The organism is Synechocystis sp. FACHB-383 (assembly GCF_014698605.1).
In the GTDB taxonomy this organism is placed as follows: Bacteria; Cyanobacteriota; Cyanobacteriia; order Cyanobacteriales; family Microcystaceae; genus Synechocystis; species Synechocystis salina.
In genome coordinates, this window is the sequence record NZ_JACJTJ010000029.1 from 36,287 (window position 1) to 56,745 (window position 20,459).

The 20,459-nt window shown below is 46.7% G+C and carries 19 protein-coding genes; 7 read left to right on the top strand and 12 right to left on the bottom strand.

All coding sequences use genetic code 11. The features are described from left to right. Positions 1–167 precede the first annotated feature (167 nt). The 3 genes from cofG to H6G45_RS06815 are packed head-to-tail and all read right to left on the bottom strand — an operon-like array spanning position 168 to position 2,939. The gene (cofG, locus tag H6G45_RS06805; RefSeq protein ID WP_190597936.1) at positions 168–1,118 is read right to left on the bottom strand and encodes a 7,8-didemethyl-8-hydroxy-5-deazariboflavin synthase subunit CofG; all 951 of its coding nucleotides are present in this window, start codon (positions 1,116–1,118) and stop codon (positions 168–170) included. 9 nt (positions 1,119–1,127) lie between these two features. Continuing rightward, entirely contained in the window at positions 1,128–1,766 is a 639-nt protein-coding gene (locus H6G45_RS06810) for an alpha/beta hydrolase (protein ID WP_190597707.1), read from the bottom strand. A gap of 12 nt (positions 1,767–1,778) precedes the next feature. Next, on the bottom strand, positions 1,779–2,939 hold the full coding sequence (locus tag H6G45_RS06815; protein ID WP_190597708.1) for a SpoIID/LytB domain-containing protein: 1,161 nt from the start codon (positions 2,937–2,939) through the stop codon (positions 1,779–1,781). A gap of 163 nt (positions 2,940–3,102) precedes the next feature. Here H6G45_RS06815 and H6G45_RS06820 point away from each other — a divergent pair, with 163 nt between their 5' ends. After that, positions 3,103–3,957 carry a DUF1350 family protein gene (locus H6G45_RS06820; RefSeq protein WP_190597709.1) on the top strand — a complete coding sequence of 285 codons (855 nt, stop codon included), beginning with the start codon at positions 3,103–3,105 and terminating at the stop codon, positions 3,955–3,957. A gap of 130 nt (positions 3,958–4,087) precedes the next feature. Here H6G45_RS06820 and H6G45_RS06825 read toward each other — a convergent pair whose 3' ends face one another. From H6G45_RS06825 to H6G45_RS06840, 4 genes are all read right to left on the bottom strand, one after another. After that, the gene (locus tag H6G45_RS06825) at positions 4,088–4,516 is read right to left on the bottom strand and encodes a ferredoxin (RefSeq protein WP_190597710.1); all 429 of its coding nucleotides are present in this window, start codon (positions 4,514–4,516) and stop codon (positions 4,088–4,090) included. A gap of 299 nt (positions 4,517–4,815) precedes the next feature. Then, positions 4,816–6,459, bottom strand: a complete 1,644-nt coding sequence (locus tag H6G45_RS06830; RefSeq protein WP_190597711.1) for a BRCT domain-containing protein — start codon at positions 6,457–6,459, stop codon at positions 4,816–4,818. 177 nt (positions 6,460–6,636) lie between these two features. Then, on the bottom strand, positions 6,637–9,984 hold the full coding sequence (locus H6G45_RS06835) for an ATP-dependent helicase (RefSeq protein WP_190597712.1): 3,348 nt from the start codon (positions 9,982–9,984) through the stop codon (positions 6,637–6,639). A 176-nt stretch (positions 9,985–10,160) separates the two neighbouring features. Continuing rightward, complete coding sequence (locus H6G45_RS06840; protein WP_242018081.1) at positions 10,161–11,738, bottom strand: SLBB domain-containing protein; 1,578 nt, start codon at positions 11,736–11,738, stop codon at positions 10,161–10,163. Between the two features lie 142 nt (positions 11,739–11,880). Here H6G45_RS06840 and H6G45_RS06845 point away from each other — a divergent pair, with 142 nt between their 5' ends. The 3 genes from H6G45_RS06845 to serS all read left to right on the top strand — a co-directional run bounded on the left by H6G45_RS06845 (position 11,881) and on the right by serS (position 14,310). Next, on the top strand, positions 11,881–12,144 hold the full coding sequence (locus tag H6G45_RS06845) for a TIGR02450 family Trp-rich protein (RefSeq protein ID WP_190597713.1): 264 nt from the start codon (positions 11,881–11,883) through the stop codon (positions 12,142–12,144). 33 nt (positions 12,145–12,177) lie between these two features. Next, positions 12,178–12,927, top strand: a complete 750-nt coding sequence (locus H6G45_RS06850; RefSeq protein WP_190597714.1) for a DUF1995 family protein — start codon at positions 12,178–12,180, stop codon at positions 12,925–12,927. A 90-nt stretch (positions 12,928–13,017) separates the two neighbouring features. Then, positions 13,018–14,310 (top strand): serine--tRNA ligase, encoded by a 1,293-nt coding sequence (gene serS / locus H6G45_RS06855; RefSeq protein WP_190597715.1) that lies wholly within the window; start codon positions 13,018–13,020, stop codon positions 14,308–14,310. 225 nt (positions 14,311–14,535) lie between these two features. Here the strand turns inward: serS and H6G45_RS06860 are convergent, their stop codons facing one another. From H6G45_RS06860 to H6G45_RS06880, 5 genes are all read right to left on the bottom strand, one after another. Further along, positions 14,536–14,787 (bottom strand): phycobilisome linker polypeptide, encoded by a 252-nt coding sequence (locus tag H6G45_RS06860; protein ID WP_190597716.1) that lies wholly within the window; start codon positions 14,785–14,787, stop codon positions 14,536–14,538. 148 nt (positions 14,788–14,935) lie between these two features. Further along, positions 14,936–15,811 carry a phycobilisome linker polypeptide gene (locus H6G45_RS06865; RefSeq protein ID WP_190597717.1) on the bottom strand — a complete coding sequence of 292 codons (876 nt, stop codon included), beginning with the start codon at positions 15,809–15,811 and terminating at the stop codon, positions 14,936–14,938. A 45-nt stretch (positions 15,812–15,856) separates the two neighbouring features. Beyond that, positions 15,857–16,678, bottom strand: a complete 822-nt coding sequence (locus H6G45_RS06870; protein ID WP_190597718.1) for a phycobilisome linker polypeptide — start codon at positions 16,676–16,678, stop codon at positions 15,857–15,859. Between the two features lie 114 nt (positions 16,679–16,792). Further along, a complete protein-coding gene (gene cpcA / locus H6G45_RS06875; RefSeq protein ID WP_010871860.1) occupies positions 16,793–17,281 on the bottom strand; it encodes a phycocyanin subunit alpha in 489 nt (162 codons plus the stop codon). 110 nt (positions 17,282–17,391) lie between these two features. Further along, positions 17,392–17,910 carry a phycocyanin subunit beta gene (locus H6G45_RS06880; RefSeq protein WP_010871861.1) on the bottom strand — a complete coding sequence of 173 codons (519 nt, stop codon included), beginning with the start codon at positions 17,908–17,910 and terminating at the stop codon, positions 17,392–17,394. Positions 17,911–18,776: 866 nt separating this feature from the next. Between H6G45_RS06880 and H6G45_RS06885 the strand changes: the two genes are divergently transcribed. From H6G45_RS06885 to H6G45_RS06895, 3 genes are all read left to right on the top strand, one after another. After that, positions 18,777–18,995: a hypothetical protein gene (locus H6G45_RS06885; protein ID WP_190597719.1), complete on the top strand. Its 219-nt coding sequence runs from the start codon at positions 18,777–18,779 to the stop codon at positions 18,993–18,995. 177 nt (positions 18,996–19,172) lie between these two features. Next, complete coding sequence (locus H6G45_RS06890) at positions 19,173–20,003, top strand: hypothetical protein (protein ID WP_190597720.1); 831 nt, start codon at positions 19,173–19,175, stop codon at positions 20,001–20,003. Positions 20,004–20,182: 179 nt separating this feature from the next. Next, positions 20,183–20,383, top strand: coding sequence for a hypothetical protein (locus H6G45_RS06895; protein WP_190597721.1), 201 nt, complete (start codon positions 20,183–20,185; stop codon positions 20,381–20,383). Positions 20,384–20,459 lie beyond the last annotated feature (76 nt).

Sequence of the window (20,459 nt, forward strand, 5' to 3'; positions counted from 1 at the left end):
GAATTACTATAAACCTATTATTGACGATTATGACTGGGAAAAATTAATAGAAAAGTTAATTTTGATAACTGTTTGTGAAGATATTTAAATGGGAATTTTGAGCCTAAATGGGTATTGTTTCTCTGCTATGATCGCCAACAATGCTAATAATTAGCAAACATTTATTTTTAGTCCTTGGCTGCCACTGAGTCGGGCAAACATCTTTGTAGAGAGGGATCTAGCCAATTGAAATAAGCGGGATAGACTGGAAATCGTGGTTCAAGATTATAACTATTCTCTTTTAGCAACTGGCTTAGTTGCTCCACTGATCGGTGATGATAATCAGGATTAACTTCATCAATGGGAACAATGCCGCCTAAATCCCTGACCCCAGCGGCTAAACAAGCTAGTAGAGTACTGAAATTTGCCACTAAATTAGGCGGAATTTGCAAAGTAATTTCTGCGGGTAGAATTTCCCTCGCTAAGGTCACCACTTCCACCAATTTTTGGCTGCCATAGGCGGGAATACCATCCGTTTGTCTTTGCCCAGGGCTGTGGGGCTGCAAAATCACTTCTTGAATATGGCCATATCGTCGCTGCACCTTGGCGATCGCCATTAAACTTTCGGCCACTTCCTGGTCAGTTTCCCCAATACCCAATAAAAGTCCAGTGGTAAAAGGAATGGCCAATTCCCCCGCTAGCTGTAACTGTTCTAGCCTGAGTTGGGGGTCTTTACTCGGCGCTTGGCGATGAACTGTAGTTAATAGGCGGGGAGAAATCTGTTCCAGCATTAACCCCAGGGAAAAATTAACTTCCTTTAAACGAGCCATTTCTGACCGACTGAGGGGCCCTGCATTGGTGTGGGGGTAAAAACCCAAATCCAGAGCTATTTTGCCCAGGTTATAAATAAGTTCAAACCAAGCTTGTCTGCGGGAGGATTGGGGATGCACTTCCCCGGCTAGGATTAAAATTTCCCTTACTCCCTGCCCTGCCAAACTTTCCAGCCGCTGTTTAGCAACGCTTTCGGTTAACCATTGATCCTGTCCAGGCTCCTGCCGAAAATTGCAGTAACTACAGCGGTTAAAGCACTCGTAGGTGGGCACCAGGGTATGGGCGGGACTGTAGGTGATGGTGAGCAAGTTCAACTTTCAACTCAAAAAAGCTTTCAACCGAGCCAACACCATTGGCGGAATTTCATGACCCATGGGAAACTCTTGGTATTCCACTGCTGCTCCAATCCGTTCTAGTTCGGCCCTAGTCTGCTGAGCCATGGCCACTGGTACCACTAGGTCGGCACTGCCATGGATGAGCAAAATGGGGGCAGTGAGGGAGGGTTGAGTTTCAGGTTGGAAATGGAGATAACCACTTAGGGAGAAAATCTTTGCTAGGGGTAAGGTCAAACCCACATCCAGGGCCATGGCTCCCCCCTGGGAAAAGCCCCCCAACACGGTTCTAGCTAGGGGAATACCCGTTTCTGCCTCTAATCCCAATAAATAAGCCCTTAAACTCTGCTTTGCCTGGGCTAGTCCTGCAAAACTTTGATTTTCCAGATCATACCAAGCCCGCCCGCCGGGAATTTGGGGATGGGCAAAGGGGGCATTGACAAAGCGCCACTGATAATTCGGCAAGTCCAACATGGGGGCTAAATCTGCCAAATCCCTGGCATCGGCCCCCCAACCATGGAGCATCACCAACAAACGGTCAGACTCCGACGGCGAACTTCCTCGGTCAGGATAGGCGATCGCCGAGAGATCCGCTGCGGGATGGGCTGAAAAATCTAAAGCCATGGCAGGACAGTCCTAGCGATTTAACTGGGTCAAACTAGCGGACTGGTAATAATGGGACAAAATTTGTTGGTAGGGGGTGCCTTTTTGAGCTAAGCCGTAGGCTCCCCACTGACTCAAACCGATGCCATGGCCAGAACCACGGCCGATGATAGTGAAATTATCGCCATTTTTTGACACTGTGAACAGGGTGCTCCGGAGTTTCAAAGCCTGACGAATGGCATTGCCCGTTAACGTTTTGCGCCCCCCGGTACCATTGACTTGGATGGAAGCGATGCGACCCCTGGGGGTAACTTTTAGGGGAGTCAGGCCGGTGATAGTGCCGATGCCGCCAATGTGACGACTCAAATCACGGTTACTAAAAGTCTGGTTCCAACTAAACACTGGTGAACCTTGGTCGTAGTCCACTACCCCCCGTAGATAGGGCAGGGGCGACATCCACACATCCTCAACGTTTTCCGTATGGCCCCCGGAAGCGGCATGAAAAGCAGCCAAAATTACTTTGCCATTGTAGGTCATCACCTGGCCCTGAGTCGCTTCTACGGCTTCCACTGTGCTGACATATTCATTATTGACCCCCTTATACACCTGGGTGGCGGTGGTGGTGTCCAGGTCATAGTAACGGTTACTATCTTTGCTGGTTTGGTAAATGGCGTAGGTACGGGCGGCCACAGCTTGGGCCTTTAAGGCTTCCAGAGGCCAGGAAGGAATGGCTTCGGAACCCACCACGCTGTATAAATACTCCTCAATGTCCACCAGATTAACGGCACTTACCCCATTGCCTTGGCGGATTAAACGCACCTTACCTCGGTACCAACGATCGCCGATCCAAATGCGGCCGTCACCGCTGGGTTCAATGGTGATTTGGGAAGCTTGCATGCCAGCCAGGTTAATGTTGCGACCAGAGGCAGTGGCATTGGCGGGGACGAGGGAATCTAAGCGACCAATGGTGGCCCCCCCAGCATTTTTCACCAGGGCCGGGGTGGAACTGCCCACTCTGACATTACTCACCCCTTTATTAATGGCAACCCGTAATTCCATCGCCTGGGCGGATAAAGTCCAAGCCAGGGAAATAATTAAACCGAAAAAACTAGATTTACCAATTAGTTGTAACCAGGGGAGGAGAGCCCGTAAGTTTGTCGGCAGGGAACCCCCTGTTTTGGTCGTCAATTCCATGACAAATTTTCCTCACAGCACAATCTACCGGTCAATCCTAACCAAGGTAGCTGTTGCCGGGGATTTTGCCAAGCCAGTTACAGTGCCGACCAAAGGGGGAAAGATCGTTAAAATAACGGTGGTTATCCACTGGGCAAGTTTTTTGTAGAGGAAATAGACTTCGATGGAATGGCGTGAAATTTCCGGCAGTTGGGTTCTAGTGCCGCCCCAACCGATCGCCGTGGTGCATTTTCTCGGGGGAGCGTTTGTGGGTACTGCCCCCAATGTGGCCTATCGTTGGCTATTAACAGAACTGGGCAAAGCTGGTTATGTGGTGGTGGCCACCCCTTTTCTCAACACCTTCGACCACCAGGCGATCGCCCGCAGTGTGCTGAATCGTTTTGAAATTATTTTGGAAAGACTGCGAAAACAGGGGGAAATTACCAATGGTTTATTGCCGGTGTACGGCTTAGGCCATAGCCTGGGTTGTAAGCTCCATTTGCTCATTGGCAGTTTGTACGAAGTGGAACGGGCCGGTAATATCCTCGTTGCGTTTAATAATTATCCGGTTAAACAGGCCATTCCCTTTGGGGAGCAATTAGCCCAACTGCAACTAGATAAATTCCTCACCGGAGTGCAAAAACAACTGAGACAGTTCAATCTCCAGGTGGATTTAAACTTTGAATTTACCCCATCGCCGGAGGAAACTAACCTTTTAATTGCGGAAAGCTACCGGGTGCGACGGAATTTATTAATCAAATTTTCCAACGATGACATTGACCAAACCCTGGGGCTCCGGCCGATTTTAAATCAACAAACCGCCGACCTAGTGGCCTATTGTCCCCTGCCTGGCAACCACCTGACTCCTTTAGGGCAAGACATTCAATGGGAAACGGGCCAGGAGTTTTCCCCCCTGGATGCGGTGGGGCAATGGTTAAAAAATTCCCTTTCCCAGGATTTAAGGCGACTGCAAAAGGAAATTCTCCGTTGGCTAGAACCGGCCCGTTTTTATAGTCATTTTGACAATTCTAGTAACTGATAGATTATGTCCTAAAGTGCCCTAGTCTCTGTCAGTTAGCACTTAGACTGCAATATTCAATAATTCTTCCTGGTCGGGCTATGTCCTAGGGGTGCCAAAGTGAAAGGTCAGCATAGCCCAGTCCCCAAGCTCAATGGCCAGTCCCATTGATGTCTTCAGAAACCGGAAGTGCATGGGTGAAAAAACGGTATTCTTCCACCGGATGACCTTGCACAATATGCTCTTGGAGAATTTTTTCCATCACGGTGGGGGTGACATTGCGATACCAAACTCCATCGGGATACACCAGCAAAATCGGCCCCTGTTGACAAACCCTTAGGCAGTTCGCCTTGGTGCGGAAAATATGCCCTGTTTGACTGGTCTGGGCGCAATCCAGCCCCAATTCCGGTAGGCGTTTTTTCAAATAATCCCAGGTGGCGAGGCTATCTTCTTTGCTACAGCATTTCGGTTTGGTCTGGTCACAGCAAAGAAACAGGTGCCGTTGAATGCGATCGATGCCGAGGCGTTGACAACTATCAACGATGGTTTCTGGGGAGGTTATGGAAGCGGACTTGTCCATGGAAATGGGGGCCAAAACTGAATAATCACCGTATAGTTGGAGGGAATGAAGCTCAATGGCCTTACCCCCCCCAAATTATTATGTTTAAAGATTGGAACTTTGATGACTGGATGAACCATTTAATGATGCTATTGACCCTATTGGGTTTAGCGGTCATTTGGTTTGTACTCTGAGATTTTTTTGTCGAGTGGCCCCACACCTCCCAAAGATCCATCGGAGCGACTAGGGGAGGTAACAGGTTTAATCGACCATGTTTGGGGAATTTACTGGGTAATCCAAGGCCACCTATGAACTTTGCCCTATTCGCCCAACAGTTCCAAGAATTGCGCTTCCGACAATTGGGCAATGCCAAGCTTTTGAGCTTTTTTCAGTTTCGCGCCGGGGGCCTTGCCTACCACCACATAATCGGTTTTACCACTGGGAGTGCCAGTGCATTCAGCCCCCACATTTTGGAGTCTAGTTTTAGCTTCCTCGCGGTTCATGGCGTTGAGGGTACCGAGGATGACAACTTTTTTCTCGGCCAGGGGATGGACTCCGCTCTGGTCAACTTCCGCTGGGGTTGGCTCTGATTTCGATTCTTCCTGGGGTGCCTCTACCGGAGTTTTTTCCACTTTAACCGGGGCTTTTTCTACAGACTCTGACTCTGAATTAGACTTTGTTTTTGATTCAGATGGCTGGGACACGGTTGCTTTAGCAACTTTGGCGGGCTGGGGTTCGGATTTTGCCTCAGTTTTAGCGGGGGTAGGGTCAACTTTTTCAGCTTTGGCCGGTTTGGCTGATTCTTGCTCAACTGCAACGGCCACTGATGTGGGGGGCTCGGCCGGTTTTACCGGAGCGGGGTTAGTTGCGGCGACTTTAGCTTTAGCCGGTACTTCCGTAGCCGGGGACTGGGTTTTGGCTATGGCCTCTTTCAAGGTGGCCAATTCCTCTTGCAGTTGGATCACTTGGCCCTGGGCAGATTGCAGGCCGTTAGCCTGTTCTTTTTTCTCTGCCTTAAGGCGATCGCCTTCGGCCTGGGTGGTTTCCAGTTTGACTTTTAATTCGGCATTGGCTAGGGCTAGTTCTTTTTGCGCTTCTTCCAGTTGATGTAGTTTAGCGGTGAGTTGACTCCGTGCCCCTTGCCATTGCTCTTCCTGTTGACTGAGGCGACCGAGGTCGGCTTGTAAATTTTCCACCTGGCTCTGGAAGTGTTGGCTTTGTTGCCTTGCAGTCTGCAATTCCTGTTGAGCCTGATCCCGTGCCGTGGTCAGTTGCCGCACCTGCTGCTCCCACTGGGAAACTTGACTGTTCCAGTGAGCTTGCTCTTCTTGATGCTTTTGTTGCCAGAGCTTTTCCTGGGAAGCTAGGCGTTGGTCGATCGCCTTGGCCTGATTTTGTTCTACATGGGTGAGTTGATCGCTCAACTGTTGATTTCTGGTCACTAGGGACTGCAACTGCACCAATTTAGGACGGGTTTCCGCCACTTCATTGACCGCTTGCTTGAGGCGATCAGACAGGTTGGTATTTTCCTGGAGCAATTCCTGATTGAGCTTTTGCAGGCCCACCAATTTTTCGCTCTGGATGTCATCGTATTGGGCCAGCTGATGTTGGAGAGCAGCCACCATTTTCTCCTGGGCTTGGTAGTTTTCTGTCAACTGATCCCTTTCAGCCAGGGCGTTTTGTAAGCTGTTCTGGATGGACTGTAAATCCTTCTCCAGGCGACGCAGTTTCCCCTTGGTATGGATAATGGCCTCCGGAGATTCCTCGCCATCATCATCGTTAGAGCTGACTTCCTTGGCGATCGCCGGAGTTGGGGAGCTGGCGGTTATGGTTGACGGTTGATCGGCAGGTTGGGACTGGGCCAATTTTTTTTCCAGGGCACGACGACTATTCCAGACATATATGCCACTGCCTAGGGCCAAAACCAATCCGCTTAAGGGGTAGCTCAATTCCAATGGGGTCATCCACCGTCTCCTCGATCAAGAACATCAATGCCAATCGTCACTGGACTGGACTCTAGATCCTCTTATAGCAAGTTTGGGAACCTTTTATGGAGGGATGGGGAGAAATAGTCGCAAAACTTAATCGAGGTGCCGTCAAAAGGGGGCCCTGGCCTGAACTTACCCAACTTCGTCCCTATGCTAGGGATTTGAGCCAGAGCAGGTTATTATTTCCCTTCCTACTGCCAGATCAATCAGTCCGTTAGTTTGTTCAATGTGTTTAATTAGTTCCCTATAGGCGGGGGCAAATTGCAACTGGGATGAGTTGCCTAAAATAATTAGTTTGCTTTTAGCACGGGAAATACTGACTAATAATTTACGGTCTGTATTTTGGCGATCGTGGTCGGCAATGCTTTGAATATTTTTCACTTGCTTAGACCAGGAAATGGTGGTGGAAAAAATAATTAATTCCCGTTCATCCCCCTGAAATCGCTCCACGGTATCAACAACAATCGGTAAATCAGCATTACCCAGAATTCTTTCTAACTGTTGATTGATTTCTGCCACCTGAGCTCGAAAAGGGGCAATAATACCAATTTCTGCCGCAGAAAAAAGATTATTTTCCCAGTAAGTTTTAACAATTTCCGCCGCAATAATAGCTTCGTTAGTGTTTTTCCGTTGCAGACCGATTTCGGATGGCGTTTCCACAAAAACGGTTCTGCTTTTACTTAATTCTTTTAATAAATAATTGCCCTGCTCTCCATAGTCCGGCTTCGTTTCCCTCTGTTGCCCCCGTTGCTCCACCAACTGGCGATCGTAATGATGGGCGATTAACAAAGAAATATCTCTATGCATACGGTAGTGTTCAGTTAACTGACCGTAGCAATGATCCCATTTTTTATTTTTGGCATTGGTAATTAATCTTTCAAACAAAGACATTCTTAAATCTGTAAAATGTATGTTGTAACGTAAGAATTCTTTTGTTTTAACTAGGCAATCCCCATCACCTTGTGTAATAACTGCTGGCAATTGCTTTTGATCGCCAATCAGCACAAACTTGTTGAACAGTGCCACTATCCCTGCCACATCAGCCTCCGTTAGTTGAGAAGCTTCGTCAACGATTAGTTGATCAAATTCACCAACAAATTCCCTCAGCAATAAATACTTATCCTTAAAGGTTGAAACGGTGGTAACAAAAATCCGACTTTCCTGCAGAAATTTCCGCCATTGATCCGCATTGTTACCGGTTAATTTCTTAGCGACTAAATTTTCATCAACTATGGTTTTATTGCCTAAACGGAGGTAATCTATGGGCTCCCCATGGCGTGGGTTTTTAAGGGCCTTACATATTTGTTCTACGGCTTTGTTGGTAAAAGCTAAGATGAAAATATTTTTCTTGTCTAACTTGAGTAAATTTTGTACGTAGTTGACCAAAAATATGCTGGTTTTTCCTGTGCCTGGTGGCCCTTGGAGTAAATAATAATGTTTAGCTTCGAGGGCTTGGCAAATAATTTGATTTTGATTACTAGTCAAAAAATCGTTTTCTTGATAATTTATCGATAATATTTGCGGTTCCAAGTGCCCTAATAGCAGTTGTTTTTTCTCCATGGAACAGGCCAACACTTCTAACAGGCAAGCTATGCTACTCCAATAGTTACGCTCAAAAATATCTGTCTCTAAAGCCCAAAAGTCATATTTTTCAATAAATGAATAATCAGTTTGTTTATTAAATAAAGAAACTACAATCTGTTCTTGGTTAATGATTTTAATGGAACCTTTAAAAATATGCTGCTTCAAAGGTTCATACTCCCCGTCTATTTTAGGGTAGATAATTACCATGTCTCCAGCTCGAAATGAATGGGCTATATCAGACTGGGTCAGTGCCAGAGAAAGATAACTCTTCCGTTTGTCAACTTCCATTACTCTGAGATCATAAAGTAGTTGATAGTTACTTTGCTTGGTATTAAAATCGTCCAACCACAAACTAGCAAATCCTGTGGACGATTGATGCTTATCCTCCAATTCCGACTGTTGAGAATCTGATGTTTTGTTGTTAATTAATTCCCTGAGAGTAAAGGAAATTAATTGTTGATAATAATTTGTGGTTAATCTACCCGGTTGATAGCCTTGTTGAAAACGGTTTAAACGTCTTTGATTATACTCTGGTAACTCTCCCGCCCCATTATTTTTAAGTTTATCTAAGCTAATAAAATCACCCTTGGCTAGTTGGTAAATTTTACTAACTATTTCATTTCTGACTTTAATCAATTCATTTTTTTCTTGGGATTCACTGACAATACTTCTACGGGGTTGGTCTGATTTTGAATAAAATATTTCCTTATTTCCTACATAATTACCATAGGTGCTTTCCAGCATCATGTTATAGGCCACTACTTGCATTTTGTGATTTTTCCATTCTCTGCCTGGATAGGGAGCGCCACCACTTTTAAGCTCAATAATATCTTTAGAGCCCTTTGGATTGATAGTTAATAAATCTAATCGTCCTTGCAAACCATAATGCTGTGAAAAAAAAGTTGGCTCAATCCAAATACTAAGATTTTCTTGATGTAATTTCTTGACTAAACTGGCAATATTTGGCAGATGTTCTTGGGTGATGGATGTTTGAATATCGACCATTTCCTTTTCCCCAAGATAGGCACATCTTAAAGCATCTGATTTCTTATAGTCTGCAAAAATTTTAGCAATATCAATCTGTTCATTTCTGACCAGTTCATCTAGATAGTAACCAACAATAGTCCCCTTAAAAGCTGGAGCTCCAGCCAGTTCTCCTACTAATTTATTGAGCCAAAAAATATCGCTACTGGTGTTTCTGTTGCCAAAACATTCGCTGATGGCGCTGGCATCCACCAGAAAGTCGGGTTCAACAACGATTAGAGATTCTGAATTAGCTTGGTATTTATTTTCGGCTACTGGCACTAAATTATGACAAGCAATTAACGTATCTTCGTTTAATAAATCTGTTAAATAAAATAAGTGGGGAGCATTAAACCAATCACACTCTAGGGTAATGCTTGTTTGCAGATTATCTAAGCTAAAGCCATAAAGACGGAAGGCTCGTCGGGATTTACTCTGATGATGCCCAGTGTATAAAAGCTTTAGGTATTTTATCCGGGGCGATCGCCTTGCTTGGGAAAGGGTTGTGAAATATTGATTGTTATATTGATTATTGTCAATAGTAAATTCTAGCAATTCAGAATTTTTGACTGCCTTTAAACACACTCTTTGGAGTAATAAAATTCCCTGTTCAATTGCCACTTGATTGACTTTCTCAGAAAAACCCCTGCGGATAAACCGGCGAAAAGCATCAAGATTACTGACATCCTGTCCATCTAGATTTAGATTACTAAGGCAATATCTAAACCTGGCATAAAAATTTCTAAAGACTATACTTTCTGAATCAGTCAACGTTTTTATTAATTTATAAAATAACTCTGACATTGCAGAAAAGCTATCTTTTAAATTAAATTTAACCGGACGAAGCAACAACAAAGATTTAGATATATCTATGACCTTTTTATCGTTGTTCATCGAACGTGTCCAGAAAAATTTGCCAAGTGTTACCGTCAAAATTGAGTCTAGTTTGTAATCTTTGTTCAATACCAGCCAACTCGTAACTAAAACATCAGAATTGATTTAGAGTACAGCGCTGATTAATTAACTAGACTATCTACCAATAATTACTAAAGAAAGGTATCCATTCCACTCTACCTGTTAATCAAGTTAATTAGGCTTAACCCTCCCCCTCCTAGGAGTGCTCCAATGGGACTAAATAATTCCCTAAGCGTATCGGTTGCTTGGGTTAAACCACTGGTATTGACTAAAACCACGTCATTATTTCTCAGAGTGGGATTTCTATCCGAACTGATGTTGAGGCTAAAATCTGGGGCAATATTGAGTTTGGTAACTGTGCCATCGGGATTTAATCGAATTAAATCAACACTGGCCTTATCAGCTCTCACTGGATCAAAAGAGCCGGCGGCTAGGATTGCTTGGTTTAAAGTTGAATTTGGTTGCAGTTGAATAGCCCCTCCCCGGCGCACCTCTCCCACAACATTAACAGTGATGGAGCGGGGAGAAAAATTGGCAGTGGCGATCGCCTCAAATTCATTTGGCGATAGTTCCTTAGCTTGGGGAACAGTAATGACATCACCATTTTGGAGAATAACGTCCTTATCTAAGTTACCTTCGTCCAACAGTTCCCAGAGATTAACCACAATTAACTCAAAATTACCGTCCCGATTTTCCCGCCGCACTTCCACGTTACGAATGTCGGCTTGGGATTTAATGCCCCCAGCTTCCTGTATTGCTTGAGTCAGACGTACTGGCTGGGTGTTTTCCACATTGGCACGGCTGCCGGTGCCCGCTCCGCTACTGTTGTCACCACTCACTTCGGTGATACTAGAGGCTCGAATGGCAGGGGAGAGTTTATAGGAACCAGGACGAAAAATTTCCCCAATCACCGCTACGTTAATTTCCTGTTCAAAACGAATACCAAAATTTGCGTCGGCTAACTGTCGGACTTCCCTGGGATCTGTGGCAGTTTTGCTGGGAATAACCACAACATCCCCGTCCCGCAGGGTTACATTCTGACGGGAGTTTCCTTCCCGTAGCAGCTCCCACAGGTTAATGCTGTAGTTTTCTTGGTAGTTACCTTTTTGTCGACGTAGTTGCACTCGACTGATATCTGATACGGGGGTGAGACCACCAGCCTGTTGAATGACCTGGGTGAGGGTGGGAAATTTCTGTCCGCCTTCGATCGCCAAGGCATAGGCTCCAGGGGAATTGACTTCACCAGAAAGGGTAATGTTGAGGGGACGGGGGCTGGTGAGAATGGCCGTGACTAAAGGGCGGCGAATATATTTTGCGTACTGACTAGCCAAAAGTTGATTCAGTTCTGGGATGGTGAGATCGGCCACCCTGACCGTACCAATGAGGGGAAAACCCACTGTGCCATCCACTAAAACTTGATATTCCCCCGATAATCCTTCCACTTGCAGGATGTCTACCCTGAGGCGATCGCCGGGGCCGAGGGTATATTCACTCTCTGGCGGCAGCACTGAAGGATTATTTTGGGGCGTAAATTGCTGTAACTGACCAGGGGCAGGACTACCAATTTGGGCCAATGCTTCGGGAGTCCCCAAACCCGCCCAGGCCGCGGCAATTAATAATGCTGCGCCGCCTAACTTCGAGGGTAAAGATTGACTGGGATTGAGCACATTCAAGGGCAGCATCGTATTCACCAATGGAGAAAAGTCCAAAGCAGTCAAAAGTAAGTTTTTCATCCCACTACAAGAAACAATTATTGCCTTTTTAGTTTCCATTTGGGGTGGATTAGCCCAATGGCCTGGGCATATCGTAGGTACATATTATATGTTGGGGAAACCGTCGTGAAAATTGTCCTCCAGCTTTTCGTTGACTTTCCCCATGGCCCGCAAGCAAAAATTTCCCCATCTCCTCGGTTCTAAATGGACAGCCCAACAAAAAACTTGGGGCTGGCGACACTTCCAGGTGGCCAATCGCCGGCAGGAAGGTCGGTGGGTTTTTGCGGAAATGGTGGCTAGTTGCGATCCCAAAGTCCGCTTTTGGCTTAATGCCCAACAACTTAAAGATGATCTGCTCTGGCGATCGGGCTGGCAACCTCTCCAAGCCATGGAAAAGGATGGGGAAGATCAGATAACGCTAAAATAGCCTGCGAGTCACTAACCATCACTGCCCCTAACCATGCCCCTCCCCGTTCCCTCAACCATTGACGAGGCCATCACCGAGGCGATCGCTGCCACCCAAAGGGCCCTAGATGACGGTTACCGCCGCATTCAGGTGGAATTATCAGTGCCGGAAATTGCCCTCCAAGCCCAGGCCATTGCGTTGGAATTTAGCCAATTGTTTGCCGACCAAGGATTGGGGCTACGGATCATTTTTCCCGACACCGGGGCGGCCGCCCTAGCCAAGCGGGACTGGGGCGAAGTCCCTTTCCAGATCGGGGATTTAGGCAGTCGCTACACCCCTATCGAACGCAAAATTGCCGAATCTGACCAGGTATTTTTGGTAGTTTCCCCCTCTGCGGTGGAAGTTCAGAGCGTGGAAAAACTTTGCGAATTGGCCGGCGATCGCCCGGTGATTTTGCTCATTCCCCAACTTGAAGATGTATCCATTGTCGGTATTGGCTATGCGGCCCGACAACTGCGGCAACGGTTTTTGAGCACCCTATTCAGTGCCTACTATTTCCGTCCCCTGGAAGGGGCAGTGGTGTTGCGCTCCCACCCTTCTCCATGGCAGGTATTGCTGGAAAAGGGAGAAGAGTACGAACTTTTAACAGAATTACCCGAAAAACCGGTAGGAGAAGCTTTAGAGCGCCTACTAATGGAAAGTAACAATCCCCAGGAGCCCGGCTCGGAAAGCACGGGCCCCAGCCCTAAACGGGGGGGCATCATTGCCAATCTGAATCGTTTTCTCAAAGCCCTCAGTCAATAGTCCGGTTAGAAGTCCGCCCCAACGTTTTAAACTGTATGGGGTTGGCCGTTAATGGTTCAAAAAATTCAGAATTTTAAGTAGAGTTGGTTCGTGTTAGACCTTAAGCAAATTCGTGAAAATCCCACCGCTGTCCAAAATCGTCTCAATCAACGGGGAAGCGGCACTGATTATGATCTCCAACCCATTTTGGCGATCGCCGCTGAACAGAAAGCCAAGGAAAGTGAACGAACCCTGCTCCAAAGTCGTAGTAATGAAATTGGCAAATTAATTGGGCAAAAAATTGGCCAAGGAGCCAATCCCAAGGGCACAGAAATTCAAACTTTGCGGGAAGAAGGCAATAATCTCAAAGTTCAATTAGCGGATTTGGAACCGCAGGAAAAAGACCTCAAAGAGCAGTTACAAAAGCTGTTACTGGAACTACCAAACTTACCCTGTGAAACCACTCCCATAGGGGCTAACGAAACCTATAACGTTGAGGTAAAACGTTGGGGAGATCAGTATCTAAGAGCAGAAAAAGAAGGTATTTTACCCCATTGGGAAATTGGCGAAAAATTAGGCATTATTGACAGCGAGCGGGGAGTCAAGGTAGCCCAGAGTCGTTTTATTTCCCTCATGAAAGCCGGGGCCGCCTTGGAGCGGGCCTTGATTAACTTCATGCTCGAAAGGCACATCGGGGTGGGTTACGAGGAAATTATGCCCCCCATTTTAGTTAACAGTGACTCTCTGCTGGGAACGGGGCAATTGCCTAAATTTGCCGAAGAAAGTTTTCAATGCCGGGAAGATGACCTCTGGCTCATTCCCACCGCCGAAGTACCGGTGACCAACCTTTATCGAGATGAAATTTTAGACCTGGAACAACTGCCCATCAAACATTGTGCCTATACCCCTTGTTTTCGGCGGGAAGCTGGGAGTTATGGTCGAGACACTAAGGGGCTTATTCGTCTCCATCAATTCAACAAAGTCGAATTAGTCAAATTAGTTAAACCAGAGGAGTCCGCTGTCGAGCACCAGACCCTAGTGGCCGACGCAGAAGCCATTCTCCAAGCTTTAGAATTACCCTACCGAGTAGTAGAACTATGCACGGGTGACCTAGGTTTTGGGGCAGCTAAATGCTACGACTTAGAAGTTTGGCTACCATCGGCCAACACCTATCGGGAAATTTCCAGTTGCTCCAACTTCCACGATTTTCAAGCCCGTCGAGCTAATATTCGCTACAGGGAAAAGGGCAAAAAAGGCACCCAATTTGTTCATACCCTCAACGGTTCTGGTTTGGCGATCGGGCGCACCATGGCGGCAATTTTAGAAAATTATTACGAACCCGGCACCGGTCAGGTTAAAGTTCCCGTCGTCCTGCAGGATTTCCTCAAACGGGATTATCTTTGACTCCATCACTGCATTCTAATTATTCTTTGCCAAAATAAAAGCGGTGGACTACCTATTGATAAACCACCGCTGACAAATTTTCATTAATAATGAAATAAATGGACTGACCTGAAGGCTATTTTAGTTTGGAGTTCAATCAGAAAAACAGATTAGTCATTGTTAGTTAGAGCTTTTGACTAAGTAAAATATTTCATACCCAGCCCAAATCGCAATTAACAAAATAACCTAGTTGTCTTCGTTGCTATCAGCTTGATAGGGGCGGATGTTAACAATTGTTCCCCCCAAACGAGAAATGCGGCGCATCTCCTCATTCATACGGGCATAGGGAACTTTAATAAACACACTGCCACTGCGACGAATATCATGGTTGATGTTTTCACTGGCATCGGTCTGGCGGAGTCCACTAATTTCATAGACAAAGACACGGTTAGCCGCTTGGGTATTGGAATAACCCACCAAAGAAGATTGACCTAACATGGCGATTCTAAAAACTCCTAAACACTAAATTTTTAATTTGCTAGTTTGCAAAATCATCTACAAAAATAAAAAAAGAGAAGCGACCCCAAGTTACTCCCCAGAGGGAAAATAAAGTCAAGCCACTTCTCCTCCTGAACTAAACAAAAATCTAGCTCAAGCTAGCTGGGGTAATACTAGCAACCTTACCCCCCAAACGATTAATTTGTTGTAAGGTTTGGTTGAGTTGTTCAAAGGGAACAATCACTGCCTTATTGCTACGACGCACTTTGGGATAACCAGGCGCAGAAATGGCCGTAATTTCCACCCGGAACAGTCTGCTTGCTTGGCCAAAGGGAACCGTACCGCCCAACGCTTTTGCCGGGGTATTGCCCGCCCGAGAAGGACGATAGGCCCAACCAGCATTACTGCCACTGGGTCCCACGATCGCCGAAACAGTATTTTGCCCCAACTCCGTCGCTAAACGGGTAGAGGTGCGCTCTAACTGGGAGCGGTCACTGTTGGCATAACCACGGTAGAGACGGAACATGCGGGTGAAGCCCACAGTGCGATCGCCTACCTGATTATTAAAACGATAATAGGGAACAATATTTTCCCCAAAGTTTTCTTGGTATTCGACCGAATCAATGTAAGAATCGATATCCGCATCGAAACCCTGGTTTTCATAGAGATCGAGATGGAAAATCACCTCATCTTCACTGAAAGGAGCACGGCCCAACAGATGTTTGTAGTTGAGTTCGATGACCCGGGTTTGGAAGTTGTTATAAAGGAATTTCTTCTTATAAAGTTCGGACTTGGCCACGGTACGGACAAATTCCCGCACACTGATGGAGCCATTGGTTAAAAGAGACTCGGCACCCTTGAGGCGCTCGGAATCCATGATGTAATCGTTGCCTAAAACCTGACGATACACAGCCCGAATCACCATTTTGGCATCATCAAGGCTAAAGTCAGGGCGTAACTCCACAGGGCGGGACTCGTTATAGGGAGCCACCCCCAATCTGGAGGCTGCGGTTGTAATTGCCACTAAATAATCTCCTTTTACTAACTAGGTTGACAAAAAATCCTGATTCTAGGCAAGGGAAATCATTGTGACCGTATCTCCTTGGCGATTAATTTGTTGCAACTTGGCAGACAAATTATCGTAGGAAACTAGATACTCCGCTTTACCACGGCGCACTCGGGTACCACGACCAGGGGCCGCCCCTTGAATCACCTGCAAACGATACATTTGGTTGCGACTGCCCGCCGAAGTTCCCCGCAAACTCTCGGCCGCGGAACCGGAATAAACCGGAGAAGCCGTATTGCGAGCCAACTCCCGCGTCAATCGAGACCGGGAACCATTCCCCTGGGAACGATCACTAGTGGCGTAGCCCCGATACACCTGGAAAGAACGGCTAAAACCAACGGTTTTTTGGTTGCGTTGGGTAGCAAAACCACGGAAATAGGGAACTACCCAATCTCCAAAGCTTTCCGTGTATTCCAGGGAGTCAATATAAGAATTGATCTCCGCCTCATAGCCTCCCTGGTGATAGAGATCAGTGTGGAAAGCAATCTCCGACTGATCATAGGGAGCCCGTCCCAATAAATGCTTATAATTAAGCTCGATAAAACGGGTTTGTGGGTTGGAATGGAAAAATTTCTGCCGGTACACTTCCGACAGAGCCACAGCCCGCACAAAATCCCTGACCGAAATTTCCCTGCCCCGGAGCAAAGATTCTGCGCTGGTCAGCCGTTCTTGGGACATGAGATGGTCGTTGCCCAAAACTTGACGGTAAACCGCCAGGATAACGGCATCTATTTGTTCTTCTGTACTACGGGAGCGAAGTTCGAGGGGAACAGCCTCGTCCACTGCCACAATGCCCAGGCGCTGGGCCGAAACTAAACTAGTCATTTTATTCTCCTAGATAAGTGTCAATAAATACGACAAGACCTGGAAAAGCGGAATATTGTCAACCAGTTGTTAACACTTCCCCACCCTTCCAGGCCAGCTAGAATTAAAAACTGACTAGCTTAGAGCATTGATGGCGTAATCGAGGTAGGAATTGGCTTCGTCACGGGCATCACCACTCAAGCCATGGTTAGCTTTGATATACTTCAGAGCTTCAACATACCAGCTGGGGGAGAGGTCAAAGGTCCGGTTGATTTCATCAATACCGGCGATCAAGTACTCATCCAAAGGACCGGTACCACCAGCAACTAAGCAGTAGGTAACGATGCGGAGGTAGTAGCCGATGTCCCGGGCACACTTGTCTTTACCCCGTTGATCCGCAGCAAAGTTGTTGCCTTGGGTTTGGGTGGTGTAGGGGAATTTGTTGTAAACGGCTTGGGCAGCACCATTTACTAAGCTCTGAGCATTGTCGGTCAAAGCTTTGGCGGCTTGCAAACCAGCGTTGGCTTGACGTAGACGACCGAAAGCAATTTGCAATTCGGTGCTGCTCAGAAAGCGACCTTGAGAGTCAGCGGTGGAAACGGCTTCAGTTAAAGGGGTTTTCATTGTTCTGGTATCTCCCGTTAGAATGTGAAAATTTTCCTAGATATGTCAGCTTTAAGCTGGATTTTCTCGGGTATGGAACCTGAGTAAAGTTGGTTTTTAAAATAACCAAACTAGGCTACGGCAGCGGCAGCACGGTCGAAGTAACCAGCGATTTCAGCAACGATGGCACTGCAATCACCACGGGTGATGCCATTGGGATCGTTAACGATATCCAAAGCAGCTTCTTTCATTTTTTGAACGCCAGCAGCTACGGAAGCACCGGGAACACCCAGGGCAACATAGGTTTCACGAAGACCGTTCAAGCAACGATCTTCTAGAACGGAAGCGTCGCCAGTGAAGGTTGCGTAGGTAACATAGCGGAGGATGATTTCCATGTCACGCAAACAAGCAGCCATACGACGGCTGGTGTAGGCGTTTCCACCGGGTTGGATTAATTGGGGCTGTTCGGCGAACAAGGCACGAGCAGCGTTGGAAACGATAGCGGAAGCATTACCGGTGATGCGATTAACAGAATCAATCCGTTTGTTGCCTTCAGCAACGGTAGCGCTCAAAGCATCTAACTGAGAACCAGAGAGGTACTCGCCGCGAGCATCAGCTTGGGAAACAACCCGAGTGAATACGTCGAACATTGAATTAATCTCCTACTTGACTTTATGAGTTGGGATTTTCTTAAACACAATTCCCCCGGATAAACTGAGGGAGTCCAAAGTAATGACCCTGGAGTTATTGTTACTGATCTCCATGAACTTTCGTTAACCACCCGGGGATTTATGAGAGATATTACCTAAATAAATCCAGGGAGGAACACGGAGGCAGCGACAGGGCCACCGGGATGCTCAAACAGCTCAACGCCTAGGCTTGAATGCTTTTGCGATCCCACAGTTAACTTTATACAACGCTGATGGGACTTCTGTCTGTTACGTCTTGTTAATTTTATTCCTGCTTTTTTGTTAAGTAATGTTGCAGGCGATTCTCAGTTTGTCCTGGATGCGGAGAGAGGACAACAATTTCTGTTCAGCTTATGTTTTAGGGCTAAAATTCTATGATTGATGTTCGGTGCGAACTTTTCTCGTTTTTAGTTTCCGCCGAGGCAAAGAAGATAACTTTCTATGGAATCAGGGTCTGCTTTATTTTTTTGTTTCTTTTCCCCTCGTCTTGATACCCAATTACTGGCTTCTGTGGGTGGGGACAGTTTTGTTAAGTTTATTTTACAATGAAGTAGGAGCCGTGTTTGATTTGCCTTGCTGATGGGTTAAATAACTCCACCGCGGCTATAACTCTATTTTTTCTGGGGCTTGGATGGATTGCCAGCCGGATCGCCAGCCGGATCGCCAGAGCAAATTATCCTATGGCATTGAATAATTGAATATAAGTAACGACCCTGGGGTTTGTCTGTGACCTAAATCACTTGGCCAATGTGATAGTTTCTCTGGTGGAAAGACTGGTCATGAGAAAGACTGGATGTAGTTAGTGACATTCAAGTCTTTTTTTAATCATGTTTGATTGTACTGCTGATTGTTTTAGTCTGCCCGGTGATCTTGCCCTCAAGCGTAAAATTGCCGACCTGGAAAAATCATTAAATTCTGTACCGAATAAGCTGACGGTTGACCAGGAAACTAGGGCCGAAATTGTTCGCTCTGTGGCCAGCCGTATGGGAAGAATAACCTATGTCCGCCGCCTATCGATGGGGCAGGTCAAACAAAAGCGTGGTTGATGAGTGATGGGCCTGCCTGGGTAGAGAACTCCCTTTTTTTCCACTTTACTGCTCAATGTTCTACTCAACGCTTCCATGTTAACGGGGACTGACATTCCTTTTTCCTTTACCTAATCTGGATGCAGTGAGGGAAATTTTTCCCACAACCCATATCCGCAATCAGGTGAGGAAATTAGGATGTTTAATAGTTTTTCGTTCCCTAAGCTGCATTGGCAAGCCCGTCGCTCCACTGCTTTGTTGACTACTGCTTTATTAATGGGGGGATTGGTTACTAGTTTTACTAGCCCAGTGGAAGCCCGTCCCCGTCCCAATCGTGGCAATGCCGCCCAAAATTCCAAGCGATGGAATGACAATAACCCCTATCCCTACGCTCCTCGTTCTAGCTATAACATCGGCCAACTCTACAATGTGGAAGTGCCGACCCAAACGATGATTCCTGTGGCGGTTGACCAAGGACAGATCACTTTAAAAAGGGGAGAAACCAGGGCAGTCAGTCTCCGCACCACAACGGCCCTCCGTCAATCCGACGGTGTTACGGTTATTCCCGCTGGCAGTGAAATTATTGGTCAGTTCCGCCCGATCTCCAATGGCAATGCAATGCAATTTGTGGCCCAGCAGTTGGTGCTCAATACGGGTGAGTATATTCCCATCAATGCCCGTTCCCGCGAACTGGTAGGTTTTCAAACGGTCAATAAGGGGGCGAGTGCTTCCGATGTAATTATGGGAACCTTGGCTGGGGCTGGCACAGCAACGATCATTTCCGGTACCACTGGCGATCGCCGCATTACGCCCCTGGAAGTTTTGGGGGGAGCAGCGGCGGGGGCCCTGGCCGGTTGGGGCTTACCCACGGCAGGCATTGTTGGTGGTGGCACAGAGGAGTTGTTAACTGTTTCCAGCCGAGATTTGACCCTGATGCTGCAATCGCCCCTCCGCATCGGCAATGGTCAAGGGCAAACGGTGCCCACTAACAACAAAGGCAACGGCAACTGGCGCAGTGCTAGTTGGTAGGTAGCGCCAAACCAGATAACCTCGTATGGATTGTCACTTTTGGAATATAAAGTGACATTTTTGTCAATATAACTTAAAATTTCTTAAAATTAATCGGGTAAACAGTAACATTTGTGACGGTCTACTCTGGTTAAATCCCCTAACGTAGCTTCTAATTCATTCACTAGGAATAAATACTCATGAGTGTTTTCCCCGCAGAAACCTGTCCCGTATGTGGCGTCACCATTGAAAATGGCTCTAAGGTGGTTTTTTCTTCTGGGCCAGCGGGAACGAGGGCCCGGCTCTGGGCCAGGGTCTGCAACTTTGCCCGTAACACCAGTTGCATCAATCAAGATGAAGCGGCGATCGGTAATGTTTCCAGCCAAGATTATTACGATTAGTGCTTTTCTTTGCGCCCGGATTGTTTTTGATCGAATAAATAAATCAAATCTTGCCCAGTTTTCCCATGTTTGTGTC

What these genes read in the sequence shown, in the direction of transcription:
- H6G45_RS06810 (WP_190597707.1), bottom strand. Translation starts at nt 1,766, where the DNA reads ATGGCTTTAGATTTTTCAGCCCATCCCGCAGCGGATCTCTCGGCGATC.
- H6G45_RS06815 (WP_190597708.1), bottom strand. Translation starts at nt 2,939, where the DNA reads ATGGAATTGACGACCAAAACAGGGGGTTCCCTGCCGACAAACTTACGG.
- H6G45_RS06820 (WP_190597709.1), top strand. Translation starts at nt 3,103, where the DNA reads ATGGAATGGCGTGAAATTTCCGGCAGTTGGGTTCTAGTGCCGCCCCAA.
- H6G45_RS06825 (WP_190597710.1), bottom strand. Translation starts at nt 4,516, where the DNA reads ATGGACAAGTCCGCTTCCATAACCTCCCCAGAAACCATCGTTGATAGT.
- H6G45_RS06830 (WP_190597711.1), bottom strand. Translation starts at nt 6,459, where the DNA reads ATGACCCCATTGGAATTGAGCTACCCCTTAAGCGGATTGGTTTTGGCC.
- H6G45_RS06835 (WP_190597712.1), bottom strand. Translation starts at nt 9,984, where the DNA reads ATGAACAACGATAAAAAGGTCATAGATATATCTAAATCTTTGTTGTTG.
- H6G45_RS06840 (WP_242018081.1), bottom strand. Translation starts at nt 11,738, where the DNA reads ATGAAAAACTTACTTTTGACTGCTTTGGACTTTTCTCCATTGGTGAAT.
- H6G45_RS06845 (WP_190597713.1), top strand. Translation starts at nt 11,881, where the DNA reads ATGGCCCGCAAGCAAAAATTTCCCCATCTCCTCGGTTCTAAATGGACA.
- H6G45_RS06850 (WP_190597714.1), top strand. Translation starts at nt 12,178, where the DNA reads ATGCCCCTCCCCGTTCCCTCAACCATTGACGAGGCCATCACCGAGGCG.
- H6G45_RS06860 (WP_190597716.1), bottom strand. Translation starts at nt 14,787, where the DNA reads ATGTTAGGTCAATCTTCTTTGGTGGGTTATTCCAATACCCAAGCGGCT.
- H6G45_RS06870 (WP_190597718.1), bottom strand. Translation starts at nt 16,678, where the DNA reads ATGACTAGTTTAGTTTCGGCCCAGCGCCTGGGCATTGTGGCAGTGGAC.
- cpcA (WP_010871860.1), bottom strand. Translation starts at nt 17,281, where the DNA reads ATGAAAACCCCTTTAACTGAAGCCGTTTCCACCGCTGACTCTCAAGGT.
- H6G45_RS06880 (WP_010871861.1), bottom strand. Translation starts at nt 17,910, where the DNA reads ATGTTCGACGTATTCACTCGGGTTGTTTCCCAAGCTGATGCTCGCGGC.
- H6G45_RS06885 (WP_190597719.1), top strand. Translation starts at nt 18,777, where the DNA reads ATGTTTGATTGTACTGCTGATTGTTTTAGTCTGCCCGGTGATCTTGCC.
- H6G45_RS06890 (WP_190597720.1), top strand. Translation starts at nt 19,173, where the DNA reads ATGTTTAATAGTTTTTCGTTCCCTAAGCTGCATTGGCAAGCCCGTCGC.
- H6G45_RS06895 (WP_190597721.1), top strand. Translation starts at nt 20,183, where the DNA reads ATGAGTGTTTTCCCCGCAGAAACCTGTCCCGTATGTGGCGTCACCATT.